The sequence below is a fragment of the Geobacter sp. OR-1 genome (assembly GCF_000813145.1).
Lineage (GTDB): Bacteria > Desulfobacterota > Desulfuromonadia > Geobacterales > DSM-12255 > Geoanaerobacter.
In genome coordinates, this window is the sequence record NZ_BAZF01000001.1 from 322,479 (window position 1) to 348,385 (window position 25,907).

The 25,907-nt window shown below is 54.6% G+C and carries 24 protein-coding genes; 11 read left to right on the forward strand and 13 right to left on the reverse strand.

All coding sequences use genetic code 11. The features are described 5' to 3' along the window. Positions 1-2: 2 nt before the first annotated feature. The 5 genes from OR1_RS01310 to rpoH form a co-directional block, all read right to left on the reverse strand. On the reverse strand, positions 3-710 hold the full coding sequence (locus OR1_RS01310; protein WP_041969450.1) for an ABC transporter ATP-binding protein: 708 nt from the start codon (positions 708-710) through the stop codon (positions 3-5). Positions 711-770: 60 nt separating this feature from the next. Next, entirely contained in the window at positions 771-1,985 is a 1,215-nt protein-coding gene (locus OR1_RS01315; RefSeq protein WP_041969451.1) for an efflux RND transporter periplasmic adaptor subunit, read from the reverse strand. 71 nt (positions 1,986-2,056) lie between these two features. Then, positions 2,057-2,635: a superoxide dismutase gene (locus OR1_RS01320; protein WP_041969452.1), complete on the reverse strand. Its 579-nt coding sequence runs from the start codon at positions 2,633-2,635 to the stop codon at positions 2,057-2,059. An 80-nt stretch (positions 2,636-2,715) separates the two neighbouring features. Then, positions 2,716-3,471 carry a molybdopterin-synthase adenylyltransferase MoeB gene (locus tag OR1_RS01325; RefSeq protein WP_041969453.1) on the reverse strand — a complete coding sequence of 252 codons (756 nt, stop codon included), beginning with the start codon at positions 3,469-3,471 and terminating at the stop codon, positions 2,716-2,718. Positions 3,472-3,543: 72 nt separating this feature from the next. Further along, complete coding sequence (rpoH, locus tag OR1_RS01330; RefSeq protein WP_041969454.1) at positions 3,544-4,401, reverse strand: RNA polymerase sigma factor RpoH; 858 nt, start codon at positions 4,399-4,401, stop codon at positions 3,544-3,546. A gap of 299 nt (positions 4,402-4,700) precedes the next feature. Here rpoH and OR1_RS01335 point away from each other — a divergent pair, with 299 nt between their 5' ends. The 3 genes from OR1_RS01335 (at position 4,701) to OR1_RS01345 (ending at position 8,913) form a co-directional block, all read left to right on the forward strand. Then, entirely contained in the window at positions 4,701-5,075 is a 375-nt protein-coding gene (locus OR1_RS01335; RefSeq protein ID WP_041969455.1) for a PilZ domain-containing protein, read from the forward strand. A 107-nt stretch (positions 5,076-5,182) separates the two neighbouring features. Then, positions 5,183-8,419 carry an AsmA-like C-terminal domain-containing protein gene (locus OR1_RS01340; RefSeq protein WP_041969568.1) on the forward strand — a complete coding sequence of 1,079 codons (3,237 nt, stop codon included), beginning with the start codon at positions 5,183-5,185 and terminating at the stop codon, positions 8,417-8,419. Positions 8,420-8,496: 77 nt separating this feature from the next. Beyond that, positions 8,497-8,913, forward strand: coding sequence for a hypothetical protein (locus OR1_RS01345; RefSeq protein WP_041969456.1), 417 nt, complete (start codon positions 8,497-8,499; stop codon positions 8,911-8,913). A gap of 75 nt (positions 8,914-8,988) precedes the next feature. On the opposite strand, the gene OR1_RS01350 is transcribed toward OR1_RS01345, so the two are convergent. The 3 genes from OR1_RS01350 to cdaA form a co-directional block, all read right to left on the reverse strand. Continuing rightward, positions 8,989-10,638 carry a B12-binding domain-containing radical SAM protein gene (locus OR1_RS01350; protein ID WP_152609772.1) on the reverse strand — a complete coding sequence of 550 codons (1,650 nt, stop codon included), beginning with the start codon at positions 10,636-10,638 and terminating at the stop codon, positions 8,989-8,991. Positions 10,639-10,686: 48 nt separating this feature from the next. Beyond that, entirely contained in the window at positions 10,687-11,706 is a 1,020-nt protein-coding gene (locus tag OR1_RS01355; RefSeq protein ID WP_370543314.1) for an NlpC/P60 family protein, read from the reverse strand. A 114-nt stretch (positions 11,707-11,820) separates the two neighbouring features. After that, positions 11,821-13,284, reverse strand: coding sequence for a diadenylate cyclase CdaA (gene cdaA / locus OR1_RS01360; RefSeq protein WP_370543317.1), 1,464 nt, complete (start codon positions 13,282-13,284; stop codon positions 11,821-11,823). A gap of 45 nt (positions 13,285-13,329) precedes the next feature. On the opposite strand from cdaA, the gene ubiE reads away from it, so the two are divergent. The 3 genes from ubiE to OR1_RS01375 are packed head-to-tail and all read left to right on the forward strand — an operon-like array spanning position 13,330 to position 14,783. Beyond that, on the forward strand, positions 13,330-14,040 hold the full coding sequence (gene ubiE, locus OR1_RS01365; protein ID WP_041969459.1) for a bifunctional demethylmenaquinone methyltransferase/2-methoxy-6-polyprenyl-1,4-benzoquinol methylase UbiE: 711 nt from the start codon (positions 13,330-13,332) through the stop codon (positions 14,038-14,040). Further along, positions 14,040-14,396, forward strand: a complete 357-nt coding sequence (locus tag OR1_RS01370) for a DUF4124 domain-containing protein (RefSeq protein WP_041969460.1) — start codon at positions 14,040-14,042, stop codon at positions 14,394-14,396. Before ubiE ends, OR1_RS01370 begins: the two co-directional genes overlap by 1 nt. A 9-nt stretch (positions 14,397-14,405) precedes the next feature. Beyond that, positions 14,406-14,783, forward strand: a complete 378-nt coding sequence (locus tag OR1_RS01375; RefSeq protein WP_041969461.1) for an HsmA family protein — start codon at positions 14,406-14,408, stop codon at positions 14,781-14,783. A gap of 60 nt (positions 14,784-14,843) precedes the next feature. Here the strand turns inward: OR1_RS01375 and OR1_RS01380 are convergent, their stop codons facing one another. The 5 genes from OR1_RS01380 to OR1_RS01400 form a co-directional block, all read right to left on the reverse strand. Next, positions 14,844-16,310 carry a B12-binding domain-containing radical SAM protein gene (locus tag OR1_RS01380; protein ID WP_041969462.1) on the reverse strand — a complete coding sequence of 489 codons (1,467 nt, stop codon included), beginning with the start codon at positions 16,308-16,310 and terminating at the stop codon, positions 14,844-14,846. Positions 16,311-16,492: 182 nt separating this feature from the next. Further along, positions 16,493-17,566, reverse strand: a complete 1,074-nt coding sequence (locus OR1_RS01385; protein ID WP_052440184.1) for a cell wall metabolism sensor histidine kinase WalK — start codon at positions 17,564-17,566, stop codon at positions 16,493-16,495. After that, on the reverse strand, positions 17,567-18,304 hold the full coding sequence (locus OR1_RS01390) for a response regulator transcription factor (RefSeq protein WP_237754193.1): 738 nt from the start codon (positions 18,302-18,304) through the stop codon (positions 17,567-17,569). Beyond that, complete coding sequence (locus tag OR1_RS01395) at positions 18,304-18,612, reverse strand: rhodanese-like domain-containing protein (RefSeq protein ID WP_041969463.1); 309 nt, start codon at positions 18,610-18,612, stop codon at positions 18,304-18,306. The genes OR1_RS01390 and OR1_RS01395 overlap by 1 nt, the downstream gene beginning before the upstream one ends. Before the next feature lie 3 nt (positions 18,613-18,615). Further along, the gene (locus tag OR1_RS01400; RefSeq protein WP_370543318.1) at positions 18,616-20,094 is read right to left on the reverse strand and encodes a cobalamin-dependent protein; all 1,479 of its coding nucleotides are present in this window, start codon (positions 20,092-20,094) and stop codon (positions 18,616-18,618) included. A gap of 196 nt (positions 20,095-20,290) precedes the next feature. Here OR1_RS01400 and OR1_RS01405 point away from each other — a divergent pair, with 196 nt between their 5' ends. From OR1_RS01405 to OR1_RS01425, 5 genes are all read left to right on the forward strand, one after another. Further along, the gene (locus OR1_RS01405; protein WP_041969465.1) at positions 20,291-21,274 is read left to right on the forward strand and encodes a glycosyltransferase family 2 protein; all 984 of its coding nucleotides are present in this window, start codon (positions 20,291-20,293) and stop codon (positions 21,272-21,274) included. Between the two features lie 68 nt (positions 21,275-21,342). Continuing rightward, positions 21,343-22,347 (forward strand): glycosyltransferase family 4 protein, encoded by a 1,005-nt coding sequence (locus tag OR1_RS01410; protein ID WP_272946184.1) that lies wholly within the window; start codon positions 21,343-21,345, stop codon positions 22,345-22,347. Between the two features lie 10 nt (positions 22,348-22,357). Beyond that, complete coding sequence (locus tag OR1_RS01415) at positions 22,358-23,689, forward strand: flippase (protein ID WP_041969467.1); 1,332 nt, start codon at positions 22,358-22,360, stop codon at positions 23,687-23,689. Next, positions 23,686-24,666, forward strand: a complete 981-nt coding sequence (locus OR1_RS01420) for a hypothetical protein (protein WP_052440185.1) — start codon at positions 23,686-23,688, stop codon at positions 24,664-24,666. Before OR1_RS01415 ends, OR1_RS01420 begins: the two co-directional genes overlap by 4 nt. Before the next feature lie 80 nt (positions 24,667-24,746). Further along, a complete protein-coding gene (locus tag OR1_RS01425; protein ID WP_152609773.1) occupies positions 24,747-25,898 on the forward strand; it encodes a GNAT family N-acetyltransferase in 1,152 nt (383 codons plus the stop codon). The last annotated feature ends 9 nt before the right edge of the window (positions 25,899-25,907 follow it).

The window sequence follows — 25,907 nt, forward strand, 5'->3', positions numbered from 1 at the left end:
GGTCAGTGGTGAGAGTCATGGAAGCCGGGGTCGGTCACCAGCAACCCTTTTTCCAGGTGAATTACCCGATGCGCCTTCTCGGCGGCGCGGGGGTCATGGGTTACCATGATCACGGTTTTGCCGAACTCTCTGACCAGCCGGTCCAGCAGGAGCAGGATGTCACCGGCAGAGACCCGGTCCAGGTCGCCGGTTGGTTCGTCCGCCACGATGATTGCGGGATCGGTTACAATTGCCCGGGCTATGGCGACTCTCTGCTGCTGCCCTCCGGAAAGCTGCCCGGGATAATGATCCATCCGGTCGGAAAGGCCGACCAGTTCGAGCACCGTGTCAACATGGCTACGGCGTTCACGCCGCGACAGGCCGGTAAGCAGCAACGGCAGCTCCACATTTTCAAACGCAGTAAGAACAGGGATCAGATTGTAAAACTGGAAGATAAAACCGACATTCATCGACCGCCATGCCGCCATCTCCTGTTCCGACAGACCGGTAATCTCCTCGCCTCCGATCAGGATACTGCCGCTGTCAACGGTATCGATTCCGGCAATCAGGTTCAAGAGTGTGCTTTTCCCTGATCCGGACGGTCCCATCAGAGCCAGAAACTCGCCAGAAGGGATGGCAAAGGTAATATCTTCAAGCACCGGCACCAACTGACTACCGCGCCGGTATGACTTCGCGACCCCTGTTATCCTGACCAGCGGCTCAGAGTCCATTTTCTCCCCGGATCGCCGGCATGGTCCCGGCTGCAGCAGTAATGTCATAACTGGCAGCCATTATTTTTTCTCCGCCAGTTTCACTTTTGCCCCGTTGCCGAGATTTTCCGGAGGACGGCTAACGATAACCTCTCCAGCCTTTACCCCACTCAGCACGGTCACCAGGTCGCCGATCTTTTCTCCGGCAGTCACGCTAACTTCCCTGACCCGGTCACCCTTGAGAACAAACAGGCTTGACCGGCCACCCCGCTTCACCATCGCCTCCTGCGGTACGGCGGTCTTCGGGCTCTGTTCCCCAGGTTTTACCTCCCGCTCCAGAAATGCGACCTTTGCGCTCATCTCCGGCAGTATCCCCGGCGCGATATCGATAAAACGCACTTTAACCAGAACGCTGGCCTTGCTCCGGTCGGCAGTAGGCACTATCGTGTAAAGCACGCCGCGAAACCGCGCATCCGGGAGGGCATCCAGCAGAATCTCGCAGGGCTGCCCAACCTTGATCTTAGCGAGGTTTGACTCGGAAACGTCCGCTTCCACCTGGATGGACGCGAGATCGGCAATGGTTACGACCGCAGCCTTTGCATTCGCCGCCGCCCCGATCGGCGTGACGATGTCGCCGACATCGGCGTTTTTGGTCAATACTACCGCATCGAACGGAGCCCTGATCATCGTGTATTCCAGGGCTGCGTCAGCTGCAGCTAGACCTGCCTGCGCACTCTTGATCGAAAACGCCAGCGCTTTTGAGGCGGCCTTTGCCCGGCTCAGACGGGCCTCGGCAGTGTCGAAATCGGCCCGGGAGAGCACGCCTGCGTCAACAAGCTGCCTGGCCCGGGTAAAGGCGCGGTCCGCATCGATCAGCTCGGCATTGGCCTGGTCGAGGTTGGCGCGGGCCGTGTCCAGAGATGCCGCAGCACTGTCCCGGTTTGCGGTCACGTCCCGGTTCTCCAGCCTGGCAAGCAGTTGCCCCCCCTTGACCCGGCTCCCCTCTTCCACCCCCAGCCATTCGATCTGGCCGGTGGTTTTCGGCGCTACGGCCGCCTTTCTCTGCGCGACCACGTACCCGCTGGCGTTCAGGATCGTGAAACTCTGGGAAGGATAGATCTGGCTTACAGTAACCGTTTCAACCGTGGTGACGGAAAACATCCTCCATGCGGCAACAAGCAAAACAATGACAGCCAGAACGATTCCGCACAGGGTTAACCGCTTCCTCAGCCGAGGCGGTCGATAACCGGCTGTTTTTTTGTCGATCTTTAGACTGCTGAGATCACTCTCCGACATGCGATACCCCACAAAAAAGCGGGGTTATTAACCCCGCCTTGTTTATAGATTCTGTTCAGGTCATGAAAATATTACCTGAGACGGGTTTCAGCGGCATTCCAGTCGATGTTCCTGAAGAAGGCCTCTATGTAGTCGGCGCGCTTCAGGCCGTAATCCAACATAAAGGCATGCTCGAACACGTCCATGACGAGTATCGGCTGACACCCGGCTGGATTGGCCACATCGTGCTCATTGACCCAGAAGTTTATCAACCTGCCGGTAGCGGAATCCTGGTACGTTACCACCCAGCCGATGCCGCGCATGGCGCCGGTGGCGCGGAACTCCTTCTCCCATGCCTCGACACTGCCGAACTGCTCCGCCAGCTTTGCCGCCAGCTTTCCCCCCTTGTTCAACGGCGCAGAACCGCCAAGGTTCTCGAAATACAACTCGTGCAGCCTCATGCCGTTGAATTCCCAGCCGAGGCGCCGCTTCAGCTCCGCGAATTCCGGGGTAGCTGCCTTGTCCCCCTTGGCAAGCGCGTCAAGGGCATCCAGCACCTTGTTGGTATTGGTCACATACCCCTGATACAGCGTGAAATGGTTGTTGATCAGGGCGTCGCTGAAGCCGGCCATGCCGACGAGCTTTGAATAGTCCTTAGCCACATAAGTCATCTTCTTCTCCTTTCCATATTTAGGGTTGAATCTTGTTAAACGGATACCACGAAAGAACAGAAATGCAAGTGAGGAGTCGACTATGGCCGGAGGGTACCGCAGATCGGGCACTCCGGAGAGCGGCGGATCGGAATCTCCCGGAATTTCATTCGCAAGGAATCGTACGTGAGCATCCTGTTCAACAGCGGCTCACCGATGCCGAGAAGATGCTTGATCGCCTCTGTTGCCTGGATAGTACCGATTACGCCCGGTAGCACGCCTATAACCCCGGCCCGCGAACAGGCCAGCGCAGTCGAGTCATCCGGCTGTTCAGGGAAGATGCAGCGATAGCAGGCGGATCTGCCGGGCGCTACGGTCATGGTCTGGCCGGAAAACCGCAAGATGCCGCCATGGGAGTAAGGTTTGCCGGCCAGGACGCAGGCGTCGTTGATCAGGAATTTGGTCTCGAAGTTGTCGGTGCAGTCCAGGACAAAGTCGTAACCGTTGAGCAGCTCCGGGATATTGTCCCTAGCCACTCGAAGCTGATATGGAATCAGCTTGGTTTCTGGGTTGATTGCCTCCAGTTTCCGTCTTGCAGAGGCTGTCTTGGGGGAACCGATATCGGCCGTCGTGTGCAGTATCTGGCGCTGCAGATTCGACAGTTCCACAATATCCGCATCGGCAACACCGAGTGTCCCGATGCCGGCCGCGGCCAGGTAGAGAGTTGCCGGAGAACCGAGCCCCCCGGCGCCGATCACCAGCACTTTCCCGGCAAGCAACCGTTCCTGGCCAGTGCTCCCCACACCTTCAAGCATCAGGTGGCGGCTATAACGCTCTTTCTGATCGCGACTCAACATAGCGCAGCAGGATACAAGAAAAGGGGCTGCTCGCGCAACCCCTTCCCGTAACCGTTCGATAGCATGGAGCCTCTATGCGGCCCCGGCAGCCAGAATTGGGGTCAAGGCGGTCTTGACCTTCCGCAACGCGGCCTCCTCGATCTGGCGCACCCGCTCGCGTGAAATTGAAAAATGGGCGGCAATCTCCTGCAGTGTCAGCGGCTCATCGGCTGTCACCCGCTTGTCGATGATGAAGCGTTCCTTCTCGTTCAGCGTGGCGACTACCTTGCCGATCTCACGGCTGAGCTGACGGCTTTCCTGAAGTTCACCGAGCATCTCCTCCTGATTGAGCCGGTCATCGGCAAGGGTTTCCAGCATGGTCGAACCCTCCTCGTCGCCAATCCCGGCGTCGAGAGAAAATTCGCCCCGCATTCTCTGGTCCATTTCTATCAGTTCCGACTCTTTAACATCCAGCGATTCAGCCGCAGCCTTGGTATCGTCCCCGCCCATGAGGCTTTTGATCGCGTTTTTCGCCTGGTTCATCTTGAAGAACAGCTTTTTCTGTGCCTGGGTCGTCCCGATCTTGAGCAGACTCCAGGTAGAAATTATGAAATTCTGGATGTAGGCGCGGATCCACCACACGGCATACGAGATCAGCCGTATTCCACGAAACGGATCGTACTTTCTCACCGCCATCATCAGGCCGATATTCCCCTCCTGAATCAGGTCGATCATCTTCATCCCGTAGGAACGGTATTCAGCGGCAATTTTGACCACGAAACGAAGATTTGAGGTAATAAGGGTATGGGCAGCCTCGATATCCTTGTCACGATGGAAACGGACGGCAAGTTCATGCTCCTCCTCCGGAGTGAGAACTTTGAATTTCCTGATTTCACCCATGTAGATGGAAAGGCTGTCCGCAACAACCGGCAGATTCATGGTAGCTGTCATTTTTACACCTCCTCAGCTTGCAATACGCAGGTTAGCACTCTTCTCCCCTGAGTGCTAATACTATAACAATAACCGCACGCAATTTCAAGGGGTGCAGGTAAGATCTTTGTTCAGGATATTGCTGCTTAAGAAATTTTCTGGCAACCGATCGGGAAAATATCCATAAGAACTCTGGTACTGGGACCTTAACTACTTGACAATGGCGCGGATTATGATCAATTAGAAACGTATAAGTTGAGATTTGTGGCCATAATAACTTATTATGCCGATTACTGCTTTGCACTTCAGGAGGCTGTTTCATGGAAAAGCGCAACTTCTCACGAATCACGTTCAATGTTGGAACTGTAATAAAATGGCAGGACAAAAGCTTCAAGGGAGAAGTTGACAATCTCAGCCTCCAGGGAATGCTTGCCCGGATTACCGATCCGGTCCCCGCCGGAGAAGAGGTCGAAATAACCATTTACCTTACCGGTGTTTCGCCGCAGATCCCCATAAACCTCCAGGGTGAAGTCATCCGCAGTTCGCCGGAAGGACTGGCACTGAAATTCGTCAAAATGAACACGGAATCCTTTATCCATCTGCGCAATATCATGGCCCACAACACCGGCGATAGCGGCAAGGTCATGGATGAGCTGTTCAGTTTCATCAAACACAAGCAAGAGAGTCAAGAGTAACATTGACCACCGCCGTTGGATGATGCTGATCCCATCCCTTTTGCAGCAGCACTGATCCATTTCCGGAAGCCGTGCTTTCGCCTCGTTATCGGCCGCTGATGTCCGTTATGAAAATTAATCGCTCCGCAATCATTGTTCTCATCATCAGCGTCTCGATCCTGGCAAGCGTTATCTACCTGACGCCGCTTCTGCTCAACCGTCTCCTCGATATCAACACCTATAAAGCCGAAATCCTCACCCAGCTTGAAAAAGCCTTGAATCGGAAAGTCCTTTACACTCAAGCGAATTGGGATTTTACGCTGATTCATGGTCCGGCGTTCACGTTCAGCAATGTCGTAATCAAAGAAAAAGACAGCGTCTCCGACTTTCTCGCCGCCCAAAGAGTTGACGTCAGACTCTCATTGTTTCATCTCCTGGAAGGGGACATCGTCCTTTCCGAGTTAAAGCTGGACAAACCGTCCATAGCTCTTATCCGCTACAAATCCGGCGAATTCAACATCAGCGACCTGCTGACGAGCAAAGAAAGCGGCAGTGCAGTGAACCTCAAGGGGATAACCCTCGCAAATGCCGAAATAAAACTCTCCGATATGGCTGTGACCCCTGAAGGGTTGCTACTGAAGCTCTCCGGGACCAATCTCTCTCTGGACAACCTGGGGCGGGGGAAAAAGACCGGGGTAAAACTGGAGGCGGTATTACAGGCCCCTGACATGAAAAGCCCGGTCTCTCTCGCCGGAACTTTCCGGCTGCCCAAGAAGGGCAATCCCCTTCGCGAAACGGACATCAGCCTCAAACTGAAGGCCAAGGAGCTGGAGCCGGGATTTTTCTGGGCATACTATTCCCACTATCTGCCGTTCAGGAAGATTGCCGGCCGGTTCGACCTCGACCTCGGCCTGAAAGGGAAGAGTTCTAGCTTTACATCTTCAGGAGAGATCACCGTATCAGGGCTCCGCTTCGATTACCCGCAGGTGTTTCATGCCGTGCTGACACCGGCGAACCTTCATGTCGAATACAATCTTGAGAGGACGCCGACAGCGGTAAATGTCAAATCAATCGCCCTGAAGGTCGACAACCTGAAGGTCAAAGGGAGCTGCGGGATTCTGGACATAAATACCCGCGACCCCAGGATATCGGCCAAGGCCACCACCTCCGCATTCAGGCTTGAAGAGTTCAGGAATTACATACCGTATGGGATAATCGTGAAGGATACGGCCGATTACATTGAGCAGCATATCATGGGCGGCACCTACCAGCTGGACGAAGGATCGTTGGACGGCAGGATCAGCCAGATTCTACACATGGAAAAAGGAGACAACTACAATATTCTCCACATTAAGGGGAGAGTGGAACAGGGGCTGATAACATACGGGAAGAGTGTCCCCACCTTTAACAGCATCAAAGGGGTACTCGAGATGAAGGGGAAGGATTTCATCCTGCACGCTATGAAGGCCCGATTCGGAGCTTCGCCATTCTCTCTGGAAGGGAGAATTACCGATTATCCGCTCGTAACCCCATGCGCTTACCCATTTTCCATGGAGATGAAACCGACTCAAGCGGAAATTGCCTGGCTCCTGGGCCAGAAATGGGGACAAGACCTCGGATTCAGCGGAGATTCCTCCCTGCATCTCAACGGCAGCGGCACAACTAGCAGTTATACAATTACCGGAGAATGGGACCTGACCAATGCGGCCTACAGTTATCCCGACTTGGTCAGAAAACCGGCCGGACGCCAGAACAATGCCGGCTTCAATTGCGTGCTGACCAGACAAGAGATAAAACTCACCTCCCTTCGCTACACTCTAGCGCCGTTGGTCCTCTCATTGGCTGCAAACTACCGTTATTCAGGCAAACCCTGGCTAGGGGTGGACCTTAAGACCAACCGTTTCCAGGTAAACGAGATTGCCGCCATGATCCCCAAGGTGCTCCCCTACCAACCGAGCGGTATCCTGCAGGGCGCTATCCAAGGGGAGTCCGTTACCGGAGACCCGGCCGATCTGGCATGGAGAGGCACCGCATCAATGGCGGGATGTTCGGTCAGACCGTCCGGCAAGATCCGGCCATTGAGCGCAATCAACGGCACAGTAAGCTTCTCCGGCAATTCACTCGAAACATCACAGCTCTCGGCACGTCTCGGCAGCTCCATAATTCATGGCAAGGGGGCGCTTAGCGGCTTCAACTCCCCCTCGCTCAGGCTCGCCTTCTCATCGCCGCTCCTGGACCCGGTCGACCTTGGGCTGATCCCGCCGATTAAAGGGATGAAAATATCCGGCTTAGCGGGAAACATCTCTCTCAAGGACAAGGATCTGAATATCGCCGCACTGTCGGGACAGTTCAACAAGACAAATATCGCCATCAAAGGAACCATCCGCAACACCGATACCAGTCCGAACGCCGACCTGATCGTGACATCGCCACATCTTGATGTCGACGACATTCTGTTATTGACTGCTTTGGAACAGGAGAAACGCCCTGCTACCGCCTCTCCCCCCACTGTCAAGGCGGTGATAACTGCAGACTCTGTTCAGGCCCTGGATATCCCATTCGGAAAAACAAAGGGGGAGTTGCTGCTGGAAAACGGTATCCTTTATTTGCAGCCGGTTTCAACAATCCTTGCCGGTGGAAGGCTTACCGGCAACGCCAGGGTCGATACCACCCAACCGGGGCCGGCCAGAAGAATGCAAGTCGGATGCAAGCTCGAAGGGGCAGCGGCAGAAAGTCTTTTCCATGCGCTCGGAGTAAAAAAACAGGAGATCAAGGGAACAGTTGACCTGCAGGGAGAATTTTCGGCAAAAGGCGACACCGCTGCCGAAATAAAGCGCACCGCGCTCGGTTCGGCAAAGATCCGGATCGAGGAAGGTTCATTAAAGCGGTTCTCCACACTGTCGAAGATATTTTCCATACTCAATGTTTCGCAACTGGTCAAGTTCCAGCTTCCCGATATGGTGACCGGCGGCATGCCGTTCAACGAAATAACCGGCAACTTTTCGATCAAGGACGGCATTGTCGCCACCAGTAATCTTTATGTGGACAGCGATGCCATCAATATCTCCGCCGTTGGGAGCTACAACCTTTACAAGGATGAGTTGAATGCTACCATCGGGGTAAAACCGCTACAGACAATTGACAAAGTTGTCAGTCACATTCCGTTGGTCGGATGGATTCTCACCGGCAAGGACAAGACACTGGTAACGGCATATTTTGAAGCAAAGGGACAGCTGGAAAACCCTGAGGTTAAGGCAATTCCGGTGAAAGGTATGGCCAAGGGAGTGTTCGACATATTCCGCAGGATTTTTGAACTTCCGGCCAAACTGGTTACTGACACCGGAGAGGTGATTATAGGAAAGTAATTTTTTTATTGTATTAAATTTCTTTCCTGTGATATTTTGGCAAACGGTCAATTACACCCCCCATAGGAGGTTCTAAGGTGAAAAAGCAGATAGTAGTAGTACTCGCAATCGTTGCACTTGCAGCCTTTGGCTGCAGCAAGAAGCAGGAAGCACCTAAAGCCGAGGCCCCGGCTGCGGCTCCGGCCGGCCAGGCAGCACCGGGCGCTGCCCAAGGTGGCAATCCGCATGCCGGCATCCAGAAGATCGAGATCCCCGCTGGCGCAGGGCACAAAGGCAAAGTTACCGAGACCATGAATTCCGGTGGCTACACCTATGCCCTTGTTGAAGAGAACGGCCAGAAGTTGTGGGTAGCTGTTATGGAAACCAAAGTCGCCAAGGGAGATGTCGTTGAATTCCCGGATTCACCCCCGATGGTCAATTTCCAGAGCAAGACCCTTAACCGGACTTTCGACAAGATCATCTTCGCTCCCGGTCTCCGTATCGCCGGCAAGTAATCCTGTCTGAACATGCTTCATAAAACAAGGGCGATACGTTTCCGTATCGCCCTTGTTTTATTCTATCTGACAAACCTACCCTGCCAGCAGTTCGTCAGCTCGCTTCTGATAGTATCTCGATTTTTTTCTGTCGCCGGTCAGCTTGAAGAGTTCACCGAGCGCTCTGAACGCAGGCTCATGGCTAGGAACCAACTCGCTTAGCCTCAAGAATGCAGCGATGCTATCATCAATCCTGCCGCAGTCACCGTAAAACTCGCCCAAAGCCAACCAGCCCCAGGGGTTGTCCGGTTCGCTCATTACAATTTCCCGATATTCCCTTTCCGCCCCAAGTTCATTACCACAAGCGGCAAGATACTCTCCAGCCATTAGGTTTGTAGTATGGCAGTAGCCGAGCAGTTTCTTGTGACCTCGGTAATCGGAATCAATGAATTGAGTTCTGCCCGCAACAGACTCAAGCGATTTCAAAAGCCTTCGGGTGGTTTTTGCTACATTATGGTCTGCCCTGACAGGGAAAGAAGGAGAGCGGTCCCGTTCAAACAGGTCCGGTGCAACCCCGAACCGTTTAACGCCTTCTTCAAAAAGCGCTGTTCCAGGATAGTAGACAAGAGGCGATACCTGCCCGTCACTGGGGCGCATCGATTCGATCAGGCGGCAGGTTGCCGTGATGTCTTCGTCAGTTTCAGGGATAGTCCCGGAAATAAGATAAACTGACAACCTGATCCCGACATCCCTGATAAGAATGGCGGCAGTCTCTGATTCAGCAGGAGTGATCTTCTTGCCCAGGCATTCAAGCACCTTTTGCGATCCGGACTCGACCCCCAGCTGGATACACTCGCACCCGGCACGCTTCATCCAGCCCAGCATCTCACTATCCAGCGCATTCACCCTGGACTGACAGTTCCAGAGGACAAATATTCGCTGCTCCAGCAATAAACGGCAGAACTCCAGCACTCGTTTCCGATCCGCAGTAAAGGTATCATCGCGGATCGAAAAATAGATGAGCCCATACCGGTCCCGCAGGTAACGGATTTCTTCAATCATGGAGCCTGGGGAACGAAAGCGGAGCCTTCTTCCCCAGAAGCGGGGGGATGAACAGAAACTGCATGCCGATGGGCAGCCACGCGAAGTTATCAGAAACTCCAGTTGCTGCCGGGGATCAACCCCGATGCTGTTATCGATATAACGGCCCGGAAGAGGTATTTCATCAAGTCTTTCCACAACCGGACGCTGACCGCCGGAGATAACCCTTCCGTCCGCACCCCTGAACGCCAGGCCCGGAATCGGGCGGCTGGGATCAATGCCTCCCGAGCGTAGCTGACCGGCAAGCTCAAGCATGGTCATCTCCGCTTCACCCAGGGCAACGGCATCCACGCAAGGAGATGATTCCAGCATTTCCTGCCAGCGGCAGGTTGCATGAGGTCCCCCGAGCAGCACAAAACATCCCGGAAGCACTTCTTTTACGAGCCGTGCCATTTCAAGGGTTTCAAACCTGTTGTGAGTAAACTGTGAGAGTCCTACGACAGAAGGGGCGCCAGACCTGAGCAGCCGGATGATCTCTTCGCGGCCAATACGGGAAAGGTTTGCTACAAGGCTGCTAAAACCGGCCTCACGCAGTACGGCGTTAATTGTCAGGAGTCCTACCGGAAGAAGCGAGGTATAGGGGTCATCAGCTCCCTCTCGATGTGATTTATATGCCAGCAAGATGTGCATGTCGGGTTCGGACATAAAAAAATCCGGTCTTACGACCGGATTTTTATGCTAATGGGAATGAACTCAGTTATTCAATGATACGCCTAATGTATCCAGGGTATCGTTCTTGTTGGCATCATCGACCGGCTCTTCCTCGATTCCGGTCAGGAGATCGTCAAACCGGAAGAGTTCCGGGTTGATCTTGGAAATTCTTTTTGCACCCAGGTAGCGCGAACGATAGTAACTTGAATTCAGAGATGAGATTACCACGCGACGATCCCGGGATGATGCGTGGATCATCCGGTTGTTGCCGAGATAAATGCCCACGTGAGAGGGATAGCGGGCGTATGTCCTGAAAAAGACCAGATCCCCCTTTTTCAGATCACCGAACGGCACCTCGTTGCCGACTTCAAACTGTTCCCTGGCACTGCGCGGGAGCGAAACTTCCAGCTCGCGGAATACCTTTTGGACAAAAGCGGAACAGTCAAGGCCACTCCGGGTGTTCCCGCCGAAACGATAACGGGTGCCCAGAAAACCGTAGGCAGCATGCTTAAGCTGTTTGGCATTGTCTGTCTGCGCTTCCGCAACGGGCTTCTGAATCTCGGAGGGCCTGCCCGGGTCGGAATCGGTCAGGTCACTCAGGCTCTGTTCGTAATCCTTCTCGCTCAGGAGCTCCGAATAACGCAACGAGTACCGCCGGGCAACTTTGGGAGCCTCTTCCTTTGCAGGCTCCTCGGCACGCAACGCTATCACCTGCCCGAGTTTCAGGGACTTTTTACCGAGGTGATTGAGACGCTTGATATCGGCAACCGAGACCCCGGTCTTTTTCGCGATCCTGGCAATGGTGTCGCCACGTTTCACCTTGTATGTCAAAGAATTTTCCGGCTTGGAATCAGCAGTGTCAGCCTGGAGGTTGCGAGGAGGGATGATGAGAGTGTCACCCTTTTTGACTTGCGCACTCACGAGATTGTTGGCGCTTTTCAGATCAGCAACGGAAACATGATATTTGCGCGCAAGGGAATTGAGGGTCTCGGTTTTCTTAACCTTGTGGGTTTTTGCTGCATGTGACAGAGAAGGAATTACAGCAAGAATGATACTGAGCATCAATACTCGTAGGCAGTTCCGCATGCTTCCCCCTTGATTGTTCTAAAAAAAATCACAAGCGCCAAAATTTATATAACAAAACTTCCTCTTTGTCAAGCCCCGGCAGGCAAAAAATTATTTTTCTGTAGTAATTACACGCAGTTTAACCTGACCTTCATGCAGCACCCCCACCATCGGAGCCGGTCGCTGCAACGGCTTTTCTACCACCTCGTTACGCCTGATCGCAGCAAGATCAAGCGGCTCAGTCTCCACATCCGTCAGGCGGCTAAGCACAGAAGCCGGCCCCTCGACCGTTACAGACCCGGGTTCCGCAATGATGCGGCGCAGATGCATACTACCGGCAAGGCGGCCAATAGACTTGACCTTTACCCGCAGCTCCTTGCGAACCTTGCGATCGGCATGGACGCGGACAGACGAAGGCTTGACCGAGGTTACAACAACCCCGAGCGGCAGCTTGAAGTCGTCGGTACGGATCGGCAGTACGCTGATACCTTCCCTGAGCTTGGCAAGATTGATATCGGCAACAATATCAAGTTGTCGCGGTGACGGGATCAGGCTGGAAAAGACATTCAGCTGCACCTCAACATCCTCTGGTACGTTTTTCATAAGCACCACATCGTCCGGGAGGTTGTGAAACTTGATCGGAACGGTCACCGACACTATCCCCCCCTGCTTGACCGTAATGATAAGCCAACAGACAAGCACAAGACCAACGGTTACGACCTTGGGCCAGAAATTCTTGAGCAGGCGAGCCTTGATCGTCTCTGGTTCAACGACCGGCGCCGCAGCCGACAACAGGGCGTTCAGCCGTTCCGACAGGGTTTCGGGCGAATTGACCCGTTCAATCTCTCCCGAAATGGCGAGCGTCACCTCGCCCCTCTCCTCCGACACCATTACTGCCACGGCATCGGAACGTTCAGTCAGGCCGATTCCGGCCCGATGTCTGGTTCCCAGGTTCCTGGGGAGTTCCGTATTTAGCGACAGCGGCAGATGGCACGATGCCTGCGCCACCCTGCCGTCTTTGATCAGGACCGCCCCGTCGTGCAAGGGAGTACCGTTCATGAAGATAGTGCCGATCAGCTGTCCGCTTGCCACGCTGTCCAACGGGACACCGTGATGCAGGTATTCATCGAGCGGCTCCCGGCGCTGAAACACGACGAGTGCGCCGGTTCGCTCAGCGGCAAGTGCGAATAGAGCAGTGGAGATATCCATAAAGTCCAGCTGCTGCAGATTCTCCTGTCTGCCGAAGAAGTTGCGGAGCAGGCTGAAGCGGTACAGCGCCTGCCGGATCTCGACCTGAAAAATCACGATGATAACGACAAATACAACCGTGCCCAGCTCCTGCAGGATCCAGCTGGTCATGAAAAGGCCAAGTGCCCGGGTAACCACGTAAAGGATCACCAGGAACGCAAGGCCCAGGACCACCTGCAACGCCTTGGTGTTCTTGAACCAGCTGTAAAGCTGGTACACAAGGACGCTCATAATGATGATATCGGCAATATCCTGAGGTCTTAGATAAGGGAGCAGATATCCCTCCGGAGACGATTTGACTGGCGCAGCAGTAATCGGTGTGATAATTAGAGAGGGATTTATAACATTATTTACCCGGAAAAGGTAGGGTCAATGTACAGATTATCGGAGAAAGGTGAGCGGATCAGGGAGATGTTTGACACCATCGCCCCGCGTTACGATCTGCTGAACCGGCTGCTTTCACTGGGGATCGACCGGCGGTGGCGGACCTTTGCCGTATCGCAGATAAAGACCTCGCCAGGAGGCAAGGTACTCGATATCGCAACCGGCACCGGAGATATCGCCCTGGAAATAGCGAGACAGACACCGGCTGATGTCACCATCGTCGGCGCCGACATCAGCCGGGAGATGGTAGAGATCGGCAAGCAGAAAGTGGCCGCGTCCACACATTCGGGCCGCATCACCTTCGAGATCGCCCCGTGCGAAGCACTCCCTTTCCCAGACGGGGAGTTCGATGCCACAACCATAGCCTTCGGCATCCGCAACGTGGTTGATCGCCCCAAAGGGCTGGCAGAGATGCACCGGATTTTGAAGCCTGGCGGGCGTGCCGTGATCCTCGAATTTTCCATGCCCGCATCGCCTATCTTTGAAAAGCTTTATCGGTTCTATTTTCTCACCGTCCTGCCGAAAATCGGCGGGCTCATCTCAAAGAAGAGCGCCTACCAGTACCTACCCGACTCGGTGCTGGAGTTCCCGTCACGCAACGATTTCAAGGCGATGATGGCACAGGCCGGGTTCAGTAACATCACCCATCATGACCTCACCTTCGGGATCGCCACCGTTTATGTGGGAGAAAAACTCTGATGCGATTGCCTCCTCTTTTAAAGACCTCCATAGCATTCTGCCTACTTTCAGCAGCAACAGTCAATGCAGAGATATTCACATGGAAGGACAACAAGGGGGTCAGTCACTATTCAAACAGCATGTACGATGTTCCGGTACGGTATCGAGCAAGGGTCAAGACGGTCAACCTGGGAATCGAGGAGAAGGGTGACAATAAGCAGCAACAGGCCGCGGCTCCGGGGTCCGCACCAGATGCAGCCACCCAGCCGATGGCAGCCCCGCCTAGTCCCCAACCCCAGATTTCTCCGAATGCCCCGGCAAATACCGGGAATCGCCCGGCCAGAAGACCCAGAAGGTCCCACGACCCTGATGAGTAGGAACGGGTAATGCTGATACAAGCAGTAATCTGGATGAACCTGGCCCTGATTTTCTACACATGGGCCGTATTCAGCGGGCGGAAACAGGGTCTTCACCGGAAACACCTGATAATTTTCGGGATCGGCCTGCTGTGCGACTATCTGGGCACCCACCAGATGAACCTGTTCGCCCTTACCTATGGCAAGGCTCCCGAATGGCATAACATCACCGGCATCGCTTCGCTGGTGGGGATGGCCTTCCATTTTCTACTGGCACTTATCGCTTCCCTTGCCAACAAGGCCGAGGCGGTCAACCGTGTTTTCCACCGTGTCAGCCTGAGCATATACGGCTGCTGGCTGATAGCCTTTTTCAGCGGCGCCATCTCCGGCATGATGCGTCTGAAGTAAAAACAAAAAACGGCCCGGCAATTTCTCGCCGGACCGCTGATTACGCGACAGCCAACAATATCAATAACTCTTAAACGTATCCGTAGTGAAATGCATCGGCATATGGGAGCCGGCAAAATCGAAATGTTTGCCGTGGTCTTTCATCATCAGCCTGAATGCGCTCATCATGTAACGCCGCTTGAATCCATCCTCCAGAGCAACAATTTCCGGCACCTTTTCGCTGTAAAATTTCATGTAGCAGGTGCCGAGCGCCTGGGTTATCTCGTCCATGGTCATTTCGTTAGGTTCTACGATCGGCGTTACCAGGTTGTATTTCGAGTAATCCCACACCCGGATCCGGTCCTTCATATCCTTGAAAAGCGGGGTGAAGGGCATGGGGGTCACCACCGGAAACACGGCGATATCCGGATTGAGATACTTGGCGGATTCGATGGTGTTTTCTATGGATTCCCAGGTCTCGTTGGGGAAACCGATCATGAACGACGCCTCGGTAATGATGCCTGCCTCGCGGCACAGATCCAGCGCCTGCTTGTTCTGCTCGAAACTGGTCCCCTTGTTGAGGCTGTTCAGGGTGTCCTTGTCGGCACTCTCCGCGCCGATGTAGATGTGGATGATCCCGGCATCCCGATATTTGTGCAGGATATCGGCATCCCTGATGATATCTTCCACCCGTGTTTCAATTAGCAGCCGCACTCCGAAGTTCCGCTCGATCAGCAAATCCAGGAACAGTTCCCACCGGTCCCGGATCTTGGTCGGGTAGGCATCGATCAGCGTAAAATAGTTGATATCATAGGTATCGATCAGATGGGCCATCTCATCGATGACCTTTTCCGGTTTCCGGCAGCGCCAGTCCTCGCGCCAGAACATCCTCTGGCTGCAGAATGCGCACTCCATGTCACAACCGCGCGAAGTCAGAATCGATGCCATTCTGCCGTGCGGTTCAACACGATACTTGTAGTCATTCCAGTCCAGCAGATGCCATGCCGGCGACAGGGAATCCAGTTCGACAATGTGGGGTTGCTTCTCATTGGCAACGACCTGCTCCCCTTCCTTGTAAACAATCCCTTTGACCCCTTTTGCCGTGCCTTCGGGAATCGCTGCCAGCAACTGCTTCAGAGTCTGCTCCGGTTCGCCGGTGATCACGAAATCGACGTGGTTGCTGACATCCTCCATGATCTCATTATACATGAAGGTGGGGTGAGGCCCCCCCAACAGGGTAACGATATCGGGACTGACCTCTTTGGCGACATCCAGAATTTTCAGGGCGTCGGGAACCGTGGCAGTGCTGATGGCGCCGGTAACCGGGAGGTAATCCAGGGTCATGACGTAATCAGGTTTGAATGCTTCAATTTCCTGCCTGATTTCCTCAAACGTGACCCCCTTGTTCATGGCGTCGAATATCCTGGCTTCATGCCCCGTTTCAAGAGCTGCTCCGGCGAGATAGGCCAGGTGCAGCGGCGGCCAGGTGCCGACGACCTGTACTCCCCAGCAATGATAAGGCGCTGTTACAAAAAGAATCTTGCTCATCTGTGTCTCCCCTGTTCTGGAATGCATTACAGAAAATATGAAGGATATCGGCGGTGCAGCTGATCCGATAATGTTTTCTGGAATACTTTAACAAGGAAACTGACATTGTCATGTAAAGATTTGGTAAAGAAAGACGGGGTTAAATCAAAGGCAGGAAAGGTTTCCGAACGGCTTTCAGCCTATCAACATGAATCAGGGAGCGTGAACCAGACGCTTGTGCCGCTTTCGTCGCTTCCCGCACCCACAGTGCCGCCGTGCGCTTCGATCAGCTCCTTGACGATCGCCAGGCCGATACCCGCCCCCCCCGCATCCCGGGAGCGCGACCGGTCCGCCCGGAAAAATCGCTCGAACAGATAGGGGATATCCTTCTCCGCGATTACTGCGCCGCTGTTGGTGAAGACGGTCTTTATGCCGTCGCCGGAACGCTGCGCTGAGATCGTGACGCTCCCGCACCGCGGCGTGTATTTCCAGGCATTGTCTGCCAGGTTGCGAATCGCCTGCAGCAGCTTGTCCCGATCTGCAGTCACCAGATCGCTCCCGGGATCAAGCCGCCACTGCACCTCAATCTGCTTCTCCTGAAAATTCGGCCGGTAAAGATCCATGATCTGACCGAGCAGCTCATGAAGGGATAGTTTCTGGCAGTCGAGAAACGCCCTGGCGGCATCGGCTCTTGCCAGCTGCTGCAGGTCGTCAACCAGGTTGACCAGACGCAGGACCTCCTGCTCCAGCATCTGGAAGGTCTCTTTGTCCGGCGGGATGACGGAGTCGCTCAACCCTTCCAGGTATCCGCGCAGGTTGGTCAGCGGGGTGCGCAGCTCGTGGGATATGTCGGCCACCATGTTCTTGCGCAGCCTTTCAATCGTCTCCAGATTCTCGGCCATATGGTTGAAGGCATCGGCAAGCTGCCCCCCTTCGTAGCGGGAAACCACGTTGACCCGTTCGGAGTAATTGCCGTCGGCAACTTTCTTGGTGATGTCGGTGATCTTCAACAGGGGGTGGAGAACCCAGGTGGTCAGGAGATAGGTAAAGAGCAGGGTAAAGGTCAGGGCAGCGAAGACGCCCCAGAACATGTGCTGGTGGATCGCTTCCAGAAACCGGTTATGCGCATCCAGCGGCGCAACGTGAAACCGTTCGGTCAGTTCCCGGTAGTACTCTGCCGCGCGTTTGTCCACAGCCTGCCAGACCACCAGCGAGAAAATCGCGAATATCGGGACAAAATGGCCTATCAACAGTTTCCAGAGCAGCCGCTGTCGCATCTATTCCCCCAGGTGCTCGCTGAACGCATACCCATGGCCGCGCACCGTCTGAATGAAACAGGGGCGGGAAGGATCGTCCTCGATCTTCTGGCGCAGCTTCCCGATATGCACGTCAATGACCCGGTCGATAACCGCCTCGCTGTTCTGATAGCACTGGCTCAGGAGCTCGTCACGGGAAAAGGCCTTTCCGGGAGAACTCATCAGGGCATGCAACAGCTTGTATTCCCATGTTGTCAGGGTAACAAGCTTTCCATTTCGGGTCACCCGGCGCTTCTCGGGGTCCAGCTCCAACCCGGCATACGATAGGACTGCCATAACAGCGGGAGCAACCGGCCTGCTGCGCCGCAGGATTGCCTTGACCCGCTCCACCAGTTCCCGGGGGCTGAACGGCTTGACCACGTAATCATCGGCGCCCATGGCCAGCCCCGCAACCCGGTCAGCCTCCTCTTCCCGCGCCGTAAGCATCAGGACCGGAACATCGGAACTACTGCGCAATGCCCGGCAAATTGCCCAGCCATCCAGGTTAGGCAGCATCACATCCAGGATCACGAAAACCGGATTACAGTCGTCAGCAGCCGGTATCGCCTGTCCACCATCATGGACCACCACTGTCGAAAAGCCCTCCCGCTCCAGATACTTGGCAACCAGCGCGGCGGTATTGCGGTCGTCTTCTACTATCAGCACCGTACCCTGGTTGCCGATGGCTTGAGGCATGCTCTCCAAAATATTCTCGCCCATCACTTCTCCAAGGGAAGACCCGAACGCCGCCAGGCTGCCATATGGCCGCTAAGAAGTATCATGTTGCGATAACCGAAGAGGCCGAGCAAGGCCTTGGCCATTACCGCCCGGGGCCCGAGTTCGCACAAGACAACCATCTCCGCCTGTTTATCCGCGGGGAGTGGCGCCAGGCGCAGCATGATTTTCCAGATCGGGGCATTGATCGCTCCTTCGATATGGCCGGCCCTGAACTCAAAACCGGTGCGGACGTCCACCACTACGGGGGGCTGCCCGGCCGCTATTTTTTCCGCCAGCTCTTTGGGTTGCATATCTCAGCCTTTTCCTCTTCTCAACTCTTCCACCTTTGCCGGGATCTTGCCGAGTATCCCGATACCCAGTTTTCTCATCACAAAAGCGCTTCCCATGAACAGCTTGGTGATGCCCATCAGATAGTCGCGCCGGAAGGTCGCCTTCATGGTCATGAATTCGATGATCTTCCCCATGTAAAAGCGGCGGTAGCTGTCCGCCTGCGCTACTTCAACCTGAAGCATCCCCATGTTGCGCGGCTCCAGGACAGGGTCCACCATGCTGTATTTCCCGTAATCATGGACGCGAATAAGGGGTTCCAGGTCCGCGTATCCGTCAACATACGGCCAGGGGGTGTAGGTAAGAAAGTTCGCGATATCCGGGTTGTACTGCTGGACCAGTTGGATGGTCTTATTGATGCTTGCCGGGGTCTCATCGGGTAACCCAAGGATGAAAGAACCCTCGGATACGATCTCATGCTGCCGCAGCAGATCAAAGACCTCTTTGATTTCTTCGATTACCAGCCCTTTGCCCATGGCGTCCAGAAAACCTTGCTCGGCGGTCTCGATACCGATGGAGACGTAGACAATCCCCGCCTTGCGGTACTTCCAGAGGATCTCCCTGTCCCTGATGATGTCCGTGGCCCTGGTTTCCATCAGAAGATAAACAGGGATATCTTTGGCGATGACGGCATCGAGGAGGTCTTCCCATCGCGCCCTGTTTCTGGTTGGATACTCATCGGCGAGCAGGAAGACATTAACCTGGTGGGTGCCATACAGATATGCCAGTTCGTCGGCCACCCTCTGCGGATCACGGGCACGCCAGGACCGCTCCCAGAATTTCTGTTGGGAGCAAAAGGCGCAATCGTGATCGCAGCCGCGGGAGGTGCTGATTGTCCCAAGGCGTGAACCGGGGATGACCAGACATGTATAGTCAGGCCAGTCGATGAGTTCCCATGCCGCCGGCAGGTCGTCAAGATTTTCCACCAGGGTGCGCCTAGCGGTGGCAATAACGGCGCCGTCAGCGGCACGGAAGGCAAGACCGGGTACCGACGCGGGATCGCCGCCGGCCTCAAGCACCTCCAGCAAATTCTGCAGCGTTATCTCCCCTTCCCCGATGACGATGTAGTCCACAGCAGCAGAGCTTGCCAGCACCTCTTCATACATGAAGGTCGGGTGAACACCGCCAAGGATGGTTACGGTATCCGGGTTGATACTTTTGGCCAGTTCAAGGGTCTTGACGGCATCATTGATGGTAGCGGTGATCGCGCTGCAGGCCACATAATCCGCCAGGCCTTCACGAAAATGGTGCTCCATCTCCTGGTAGCCGTGCCCCTTGGCCATGGCATCGTAAATCGACGCCGACACGTTTGCCTGTCGCGCTGCCGCGGCAAGGTACACCATGCCGAGCGGTATCCAGCGACCGGCTGTTTCGTCTACACCACTGTGATAGGGGGGGGTTACAAAGAGGATTCTGCTGGGGCGTGCTGCCGTTTCTATCTGGATTCTCCCGGGAGTTCACCGAAATGGAATCGGTTTCTCGCTGTAATATGAGCCGAATTTATCATATTGCACCCGAATGTTCCATGATTAATATTGGCCAAGTTAATCATCTGCCATGAAAAAACGGGCAATTTCCGCCAATAAATGATATATCAACACCGGTTTCCCGATTGCTTCAGGTGTGAGAGGCACAAGGCATATGAAACTCATCATCCAGATACCATGCTTCAACGAGGCCGATGCGTTGCCGATTACCTTGAAAGAGTTGCCGCGTCATGTGCCGGGGTTTGACAGCGTGGAATGGCTGGTCATCAATGACGGCAGCACGGATGACACTGCTGAAACCGCCCTGAATAACGGCGTAGACCATCTGGTCAGCTTCACCCAAAACCAGGGTCTGGCACGGGCCTTTCTGGCCGGGCTCGACAGCTGCATCAAACTGGGTGCAGACGTCATTATCAACACCGATGCCGATAACCAGTACATGGCTGCCGATATTCCGGCGCTGGTCGCTCCGATCCTTGCAGGTAAAGCCGATGTAGTTATCGGTGCCCGTCCCATCAACGAAATCGCGTCATTTTCCCTGGCAAAAAAGATACTGCAAAAGGCCGGCAGTTCCGTAGTACGCTTTGTCAGCAAGACCAATATTCCCGACGCGCCAAGCGGATTCCGGGCCATGACCCGCGAAGCTGCCATGCGTTTCAATGTCTTTAACGACTACACCTATACACTGGAAACCATAATCCAGGCGGGCCAGAAAAGCATTGCCACTACTGCGGTTCCGGTGCGCGTCAACTGCAACTTGCGTCCGTCGCGCCTCGTAAAGAGCAATTCTTCCTACATCAGAAAATCCCTGGTCACGATCGTCAGGATCTTCGTCGTGTACAAAGCCTTCAGATTTTTCATGTCGGTAGGGTTGACGGCCCTGTCTCTCGGTTTGCTCGGGGCAATCAGGTTCCTGTACTATTATTTTACCGGTGATGGCGCCGGGCATGTGCAATCGCTGATACTGGCTTCAATACTGCTGGGTGTCGGCTTCCAGACCATGCTGACCGCCTTTCTGGCTGATCTCCTGGCGGTTAACCGTCGCCTAATGGAAGATGTCCAGTATAGGGTGAAAAAGCTGGAATACCCCGGAACGGAAGACCAGCATTCAGGCACCCGTAAGAACCAACAGCAATAACTACGCGTCAGAGGTGTATTATCAGAACAGGGGTCATTACCTACGATTTTTACCCGCTGATCGGCGGTATCGGCAGGCACACCTATCAGATGTTCGTAAGCCTAATGGACAAGGATCTGCTGTTCTTTTCCCCGGCAATCAACTCGCTGCCCCGCCACATTCCAATCGATTACCTTCCAGTCCGTTTTCTCAAGCAGGCTGGCGTTTCCCTCTGGTTTCACTTCAATGCCCAACGGATAATTTCCCGCTATCATCTGGGCAGCCTGAATATCCATGCCGGCCCGGGCGGAGTACTCTGCGTCCGCCGGCTCCCGGTTCCGGTCATTGTCACCTGCCACCACACCTATCATCAGCAAATCAGCCATATCCGTTCACAGTTCTGGAAGATCATATTCCTCCCCTTTGAAAAGAGGACATACCGGCTCGCCGACCGGATCGTCGCGGTGTCGGAAGCGACAAAAGCCGCTTTGATCGAGCATTACGAGATTCCCGAGCACAAAATCCGGGTCATTCATAATGCCGTTGACACCGGCAGGTTTCACCAGATGAAGATGCAGAAAAAGCCCCACGCACTGCTCTATATCGGCCGGATCGATAAACGCAAGGGGATCGAGTTCCTGATTCGGAGCATGGCTCTCGTGCGCAGACAGCTTCCTGACGCCCTCTTGCTGGTTGGGGGTAAGGGGAGGGACCTGAAAAGAATGCAGACGCTTGTTACCAGGCTGGATCTGGAGCGCTCGGTCAGGTTCCTCGGCTTTGTTCCCGATGACCAGTTGAACGAATTGTACAACCAGGCCCAATGCGTTGTCGTGCCTTCCATTTTCGAGGGATTCGGTATCACCGTCATCGAAGCCCTCGCGACCGGAACCCGTGTGGTCGGCACCGATGTGGACGGTATCCGGGAAATCCTGAACAGCGGGGAATATGGCAGGCTTGTCCCTTACGACGATCACCCTGCCCTGGCAAATGCAGTCATCGCCGAACTGAATGAACCGAAAACAGCCGGGGCGTTGCGGCCGGAATACCTGGTCGAGCAGTTCCGGGAACAGTATCTGGAAGCACTGAAAGGATGACCCTGCTCCGATGAATTCAGCCTGGACCGGATACCTGCCCGGCATCATCAGAGAATGGCTGGAAGGAAGGCCCCACCTCCGAAAGGCAGTCGGCAACACCGGCTGGCTGTTGTTCGACCGGGTCCTCCGGATGATTATCGGCGTGAGCGTCGGCGCCTGGGTCGCACGCTATCTCGGCCCTGCCCGGTTCGGGGAACTTGCCTACATCATCGCTTTCATCGCCTTTTTTCAGGTCATCGCCGGACTTGAAGCGGATGGCTTCATCGTACGGGACATTGCCCGAAATCAGGGCGATACCGGCGTCATTCTCGGCACGTCGCTCAGATTGCGGATTGTCAGCGGTATCGTCTGCTGGCTGACCGCCACAGGCATGATGTATCTATTCCATCCGGATGACACGCAGATCTGCCTAATGACGGTCATAGTCGGCGCAATGCTGGTCTTCCAGGCATCCGACACGGTTGACCTCTGGTTTGAGAGCCAGAGCCAGAGCAAACGGACGGTTCTCGCAAAGCTCGCCTCCTATCTTTTCGCCAATGGCTTACGGGTTTTTCTCCTGCTCACCAAGGCTCCACTGATCGCCTTTGCCGGTGTTATCTCCCTGGAATCGGCCGCACTGGCGGTTGCCCTGTTCGTTGCCTACCGGCGCTTTCCGACCGACGGCCGGTGGCGCGCCGACATTGTCCAGGCGAAAAAACTCCTGCACCTCTGCTGGCCGCTTGCCACTACCGGAGTAATGATAACCGCGTACATGAGAATCGACCAGATCATGCTCAAGGAAATGCTCGGTGAAAAGGAACTCGGCATTTATGCCGCGGCGCTCACCCTGGTCCAGGTATGGAATGTCATCCCGGCAACCCTGGTCGCCAGCCTGGCACCGTTTGTCGCCCGGATGAAAAGCCGCGGCGAAACGGAGTATCAGGATGCACTCGTGATAATATTCCGTTTCTTTGCTATAGTGGCTTTTCTGGGAGCCGGGCTGACTGCGGTGGCGTCCCCATGGGTGGTGAGTCTTCTGTACGGGGCGGAATTCCGGTCATCGGCAGTTCTGTTGAGTGCATTGGTGTTTGTAATTATCTTCATTTTTCAGGGGATGGCCCAGACGCTGTGGGTGATCAACAACGACGTGCGGATCGCCAACCTGGTCGGAACGTTCCTGGCGGCGCTGGTCAGCGTTATTGCCAACTTTTTCCTGATCAGGAAATTCGGGATCATGGGTGCCGTTTTCTCATACCTGCTCGCCCAGGGAGCATCCGTAGTACTCTTCCCCTGCCTGCTCAGGCGAGACCTTTTAACCCTGTACACAAGGGCTTTTCTGGGGTTTGGATCAAGAAAACAATGAGCATTATCAATGATTTCATAAAGCGGGAACTGCTCCGCATCAATCGGCTTCTCGATACGTTGCAGGCCCTTCACCTCGTGACCATCACCAAAGAGGACCTGATCAGATTTCGCGGAACGGGGTACCACCGGGAGATCCATTTCAGTCAGGAAGGGAATGACCGCATTGCGGAACTGGTCTCCAGGAACGAACCATTGCTGGTTGCCCGACTCGGTTCGGTGGAATTATCCTGCCTCCATTTCTATCTGGAAAAGCGGCGCGGGGCAGACAGGAGGTACAGCGGGAAGATCAAAGCCACCATGGCCAACCCCGCCGGTTTCTTTCCGGTCGATGACGCGTCCCTCGACGCCTTTGCGGAACTGTACCTGGAGCACCTGCCACAGGTCGATGCCATGGGGGTCTGGTTCAACCCGTACGAAGATGTGATCTGCAATACCTATTGCGGAAAGGCCGACCTGGTAGACTTTGACAGCCTTGAACCGTTCCGGTTCGGCAATCCCTGGAGCAGCAGGCTGGCCGGCCGGAAGGTGCTGGTCGTTCACCCCTTCTCCGAGTCGATTCAGAAGCAGTATACGGAAAAGCGGCGCCTGCTCTTTTCTTGCCCTGACGTGCTGCCTGAGTTCGAGCTGAAGACACTCAAGACAGTACAATCCATTGCCGGTTCGCGGGTGGATTTCGCCACCTGGTTCGATGCGTATCGCCACATGTGCGATGGGATCACAAAGATCGATTTCGACATCTGCATCATCGGAGCGGGCGCCTATGGCCTCCCGCTGGCGGCGTTCGCCAAGCAGCTGGGCAAGCAGGCGATCCATCTCGGCGGCGTCACCCAGATACTCTTCGGTATAAAAGGAAAGCGATGGGAGCGTGAGTATGCCGACAGCACGGCAAAACTGTTCAATGAGCACTGGGTGCGCCCTCTGCCAACGGAAACCCCGGCAAACAAGGACAAGATAGAAAGGGGTTGTTACTGGTAAATTATGGAGCTTTTCGCCTAGTGGGAATAACACCTCTTATAACGACTCGGATCCGCTGCCTAGCAGACTTGGAAGCTTCTTTGGATGCATGGCGAGTTCTGGCTGATGGCACTCCGATGCGGTCCCCGGAATGGCTCCTTATCTGGTGGAAATATTATGCTGCGCCTGAGGATGAGTTGAGCGTACTGCTTTTCCATGAACAGGGTGGGACTCTTGTCGGCTTGACACCGCTCTATATCCGGGTTCAGGGAAAACGCAGGACTGTCTGCCTTCTTGGTTCAGGTGAAGCCTCTACTAACCACACTACCTGGCTGGCTGCTGACAAGTGTGAAGAAGTAGTGAGCCATGCTGTGGCCCAGTTCATCCTCGATATAAAGCATGAGTGGAACGCAGTACATTTCGATTCGGTCGATGCTGATGACATCAACATCAACTCAACGGTAGCATGCATGGCCGATATGGGATTTCCGGTACTCAGAAGATCGCTCCATAACCGCTGGGAAATAGAGCTCCCACCAACCTGGGAAGAGTATCTGATGATTCTTTCCAAGTCACATCGTAAACAGTGCCGAAGTCTGCAGCAGCGATATCTCGAGTCAGGCCGGGTGAGTGTGCATAAAGTTTCAGGCATAGAAGATTTCCATAAGGGTTTTGAAATACTTCTGCAACTCCACAGCGCCCGCTGGAGCGAGCCAGCCAAGCCGCAGGGTTGTTTTAGCGACCAAAGGTTCCGTGAGTTCCACGAAACAGTCGCTCTTGAATTATGTAAGCGCAATCAATTACTGCTTGTTTGGCTGGAATACGATGGCAAACCCATCTCAGTTGAGTACCAGTTCATGAGCAGGAAATCTGTCTATTCATATCTGGCGGGAATGGATCCTTCGATCACCGAATTCTCTCCGGGCAACCTTTCAATACTGGCCTCAATTCAACTTGCTATCTTAAACGGCTGTAAAACCTTTGACTTCTCGCGCGGCGACCAGCCCTACAAGGCGCATTGGCGGGCTGCCCCTGTTTCTTGTCATGAAGTCCGTATCTGGCCGAACAATCTTTCAGGCCGACTGGAGCATGCCGCGTATGGCATGAGCAATTTGACTGAATTGGGGAGAATGAGGGCTGTTAAATGGATCAAGTCCATGGTTTCTCCTCATTTCATAAAAGCTTGGCGGCAGGTCCATTATACTGTGACCGGAAAGCGCAGAGGACCTCGCAGAGTTGGAAGCTCTGATTGAGCCCGAGGT

Bases quoted from the DNA above. Each gene is read 5' to 3' on its own strand.
- OR1_RS01385 (WP_052440184.1), bottom strand. From the start codon at position 17,566: ATGCGACAGCGGCTGCTCTGGAAACTGTTGATAGGCCATTTTGTCCCG.
- OR1_RS01340 (WP_041969568.1), top strand. From the start codon at position 5,183: ATGAAAATTAATCGCTCCGCAATCATTGTTCTCATCATCAGCGTCTCG.
- OR1_RS01335 (WP_041969455.1), top strand. From the start codon at position 4,701: ATGGAAAAGCGCAACTTCTCACGAATCACGTTCAATGTTGGAACTGTA.
- OR1_RS01320 (WP_041969452.1), bottom strand. From the start codon at position 2,635: ATGACTTATGTGGCTAAGGACTATTCAAAGCTCGTCGGCATGGCCGGC.
- OR1_RS01405 (WP_041969465.1), top strand. From the start codon at position 20,291: ATGAAACTCATCATCCAGATACCATGCTTCAACGAGGCCGATGCGTTG.
- rpoH (WP_041969454.1), bottom strand. From the start codon at position 4,401: ATGACAGCTACCATGAATCTGCCGGTTGTTGCGGACAGCCTTTCCATC.
- OR1_RS01420 (WP_052440185.1), top strand. From the start codon at position 23,686: ATGAGCATTATCAATGATTTCATAAAGCGGGAACTGCTCCGCATCAAT.
- OR1_RS01315 (WP_041969451.1), bottom strand. From the start codon at position 1,985: ATGTCGGAGAGTGATCTCAGCAGTCTAAAGATCGACAAAAAAACAGCC.
- OR1_RS01380 (WP_041969462.1), bottom strand. From the start codon at position 16,310: ATGAGCAAGATTCTTTTTGTAACAGCGCCTTATCATTGCTGGGGAGTA.
- OR1_RS01350 (WP_152609772.1), bottom strand. From the start codon at position 10,638: ATGTCCGAACCCGACATGCACATCTTGCTGGCATATAAATCACATCGA.
- OR1_RS01415 (WP_041969467.1), top strand. From the start codon at position 22,358: ATGAATTCAGCCTGGACCGGATACCTGCCCGGCATCATCAGAGAATGG.
- ubiE (WP_041969459.1), top strand. From the start codon at position 13,330: ATGTACAGATTATCGGAGAAAGGTGAGCGGATCAGGGAGATGTTTGAC.
- OR1_RS01370 (WP_041969460.1), top strand. From the start codon at position 14,040: ATGCGATTGCCTCCTCTTTTAAAGACCTCCATAGCATTCTGCCTACTT.
- OR1_RS01325 (WP_041969453.1), bottom strand. From the start codon at position 3,471: ATGTTGAGTCGCGATCAGAAAGAGCGTTATAGCCGCCACCTGATGCTT.
- OR1_RS01310 (WP_041969450.1), bottom strand. From the start codon at position 710: ATGGACTCTGAGCCGCTGGTCAGGATAACAGGGGTCGCGAAGTCATAC.
- OR1_RS01355 (WP_370543314.1), bottom strand. From the start codon at position 11,706: ATGCTCAGTATCATTCTTGCTGTAATTCCTTCTCTGTCACATGCAGCA.
- OR1_RS01395 (WP_041969463.1), bottom strand. From the start codon at position 18,612: ATGCAACCCAAAGAGCTGGCGGAAAAAATAGCGGCCGGGCAGCCCCCC.
- OR1_RS01390 (WP_237754193.1), bottom strand. From the start codon at position 18,304: ATGGGCGAGAATATTTTGGAGAGCATGCCTCAAGCCATCGGCAACCAG.
- OR1_RS01375 (WP_041969461.1), top strand. From the start codon at position 14,406: ATGCTGATACAAGCAGTAATCTGGATGAACCTGGCCCTGATTTTCTAC.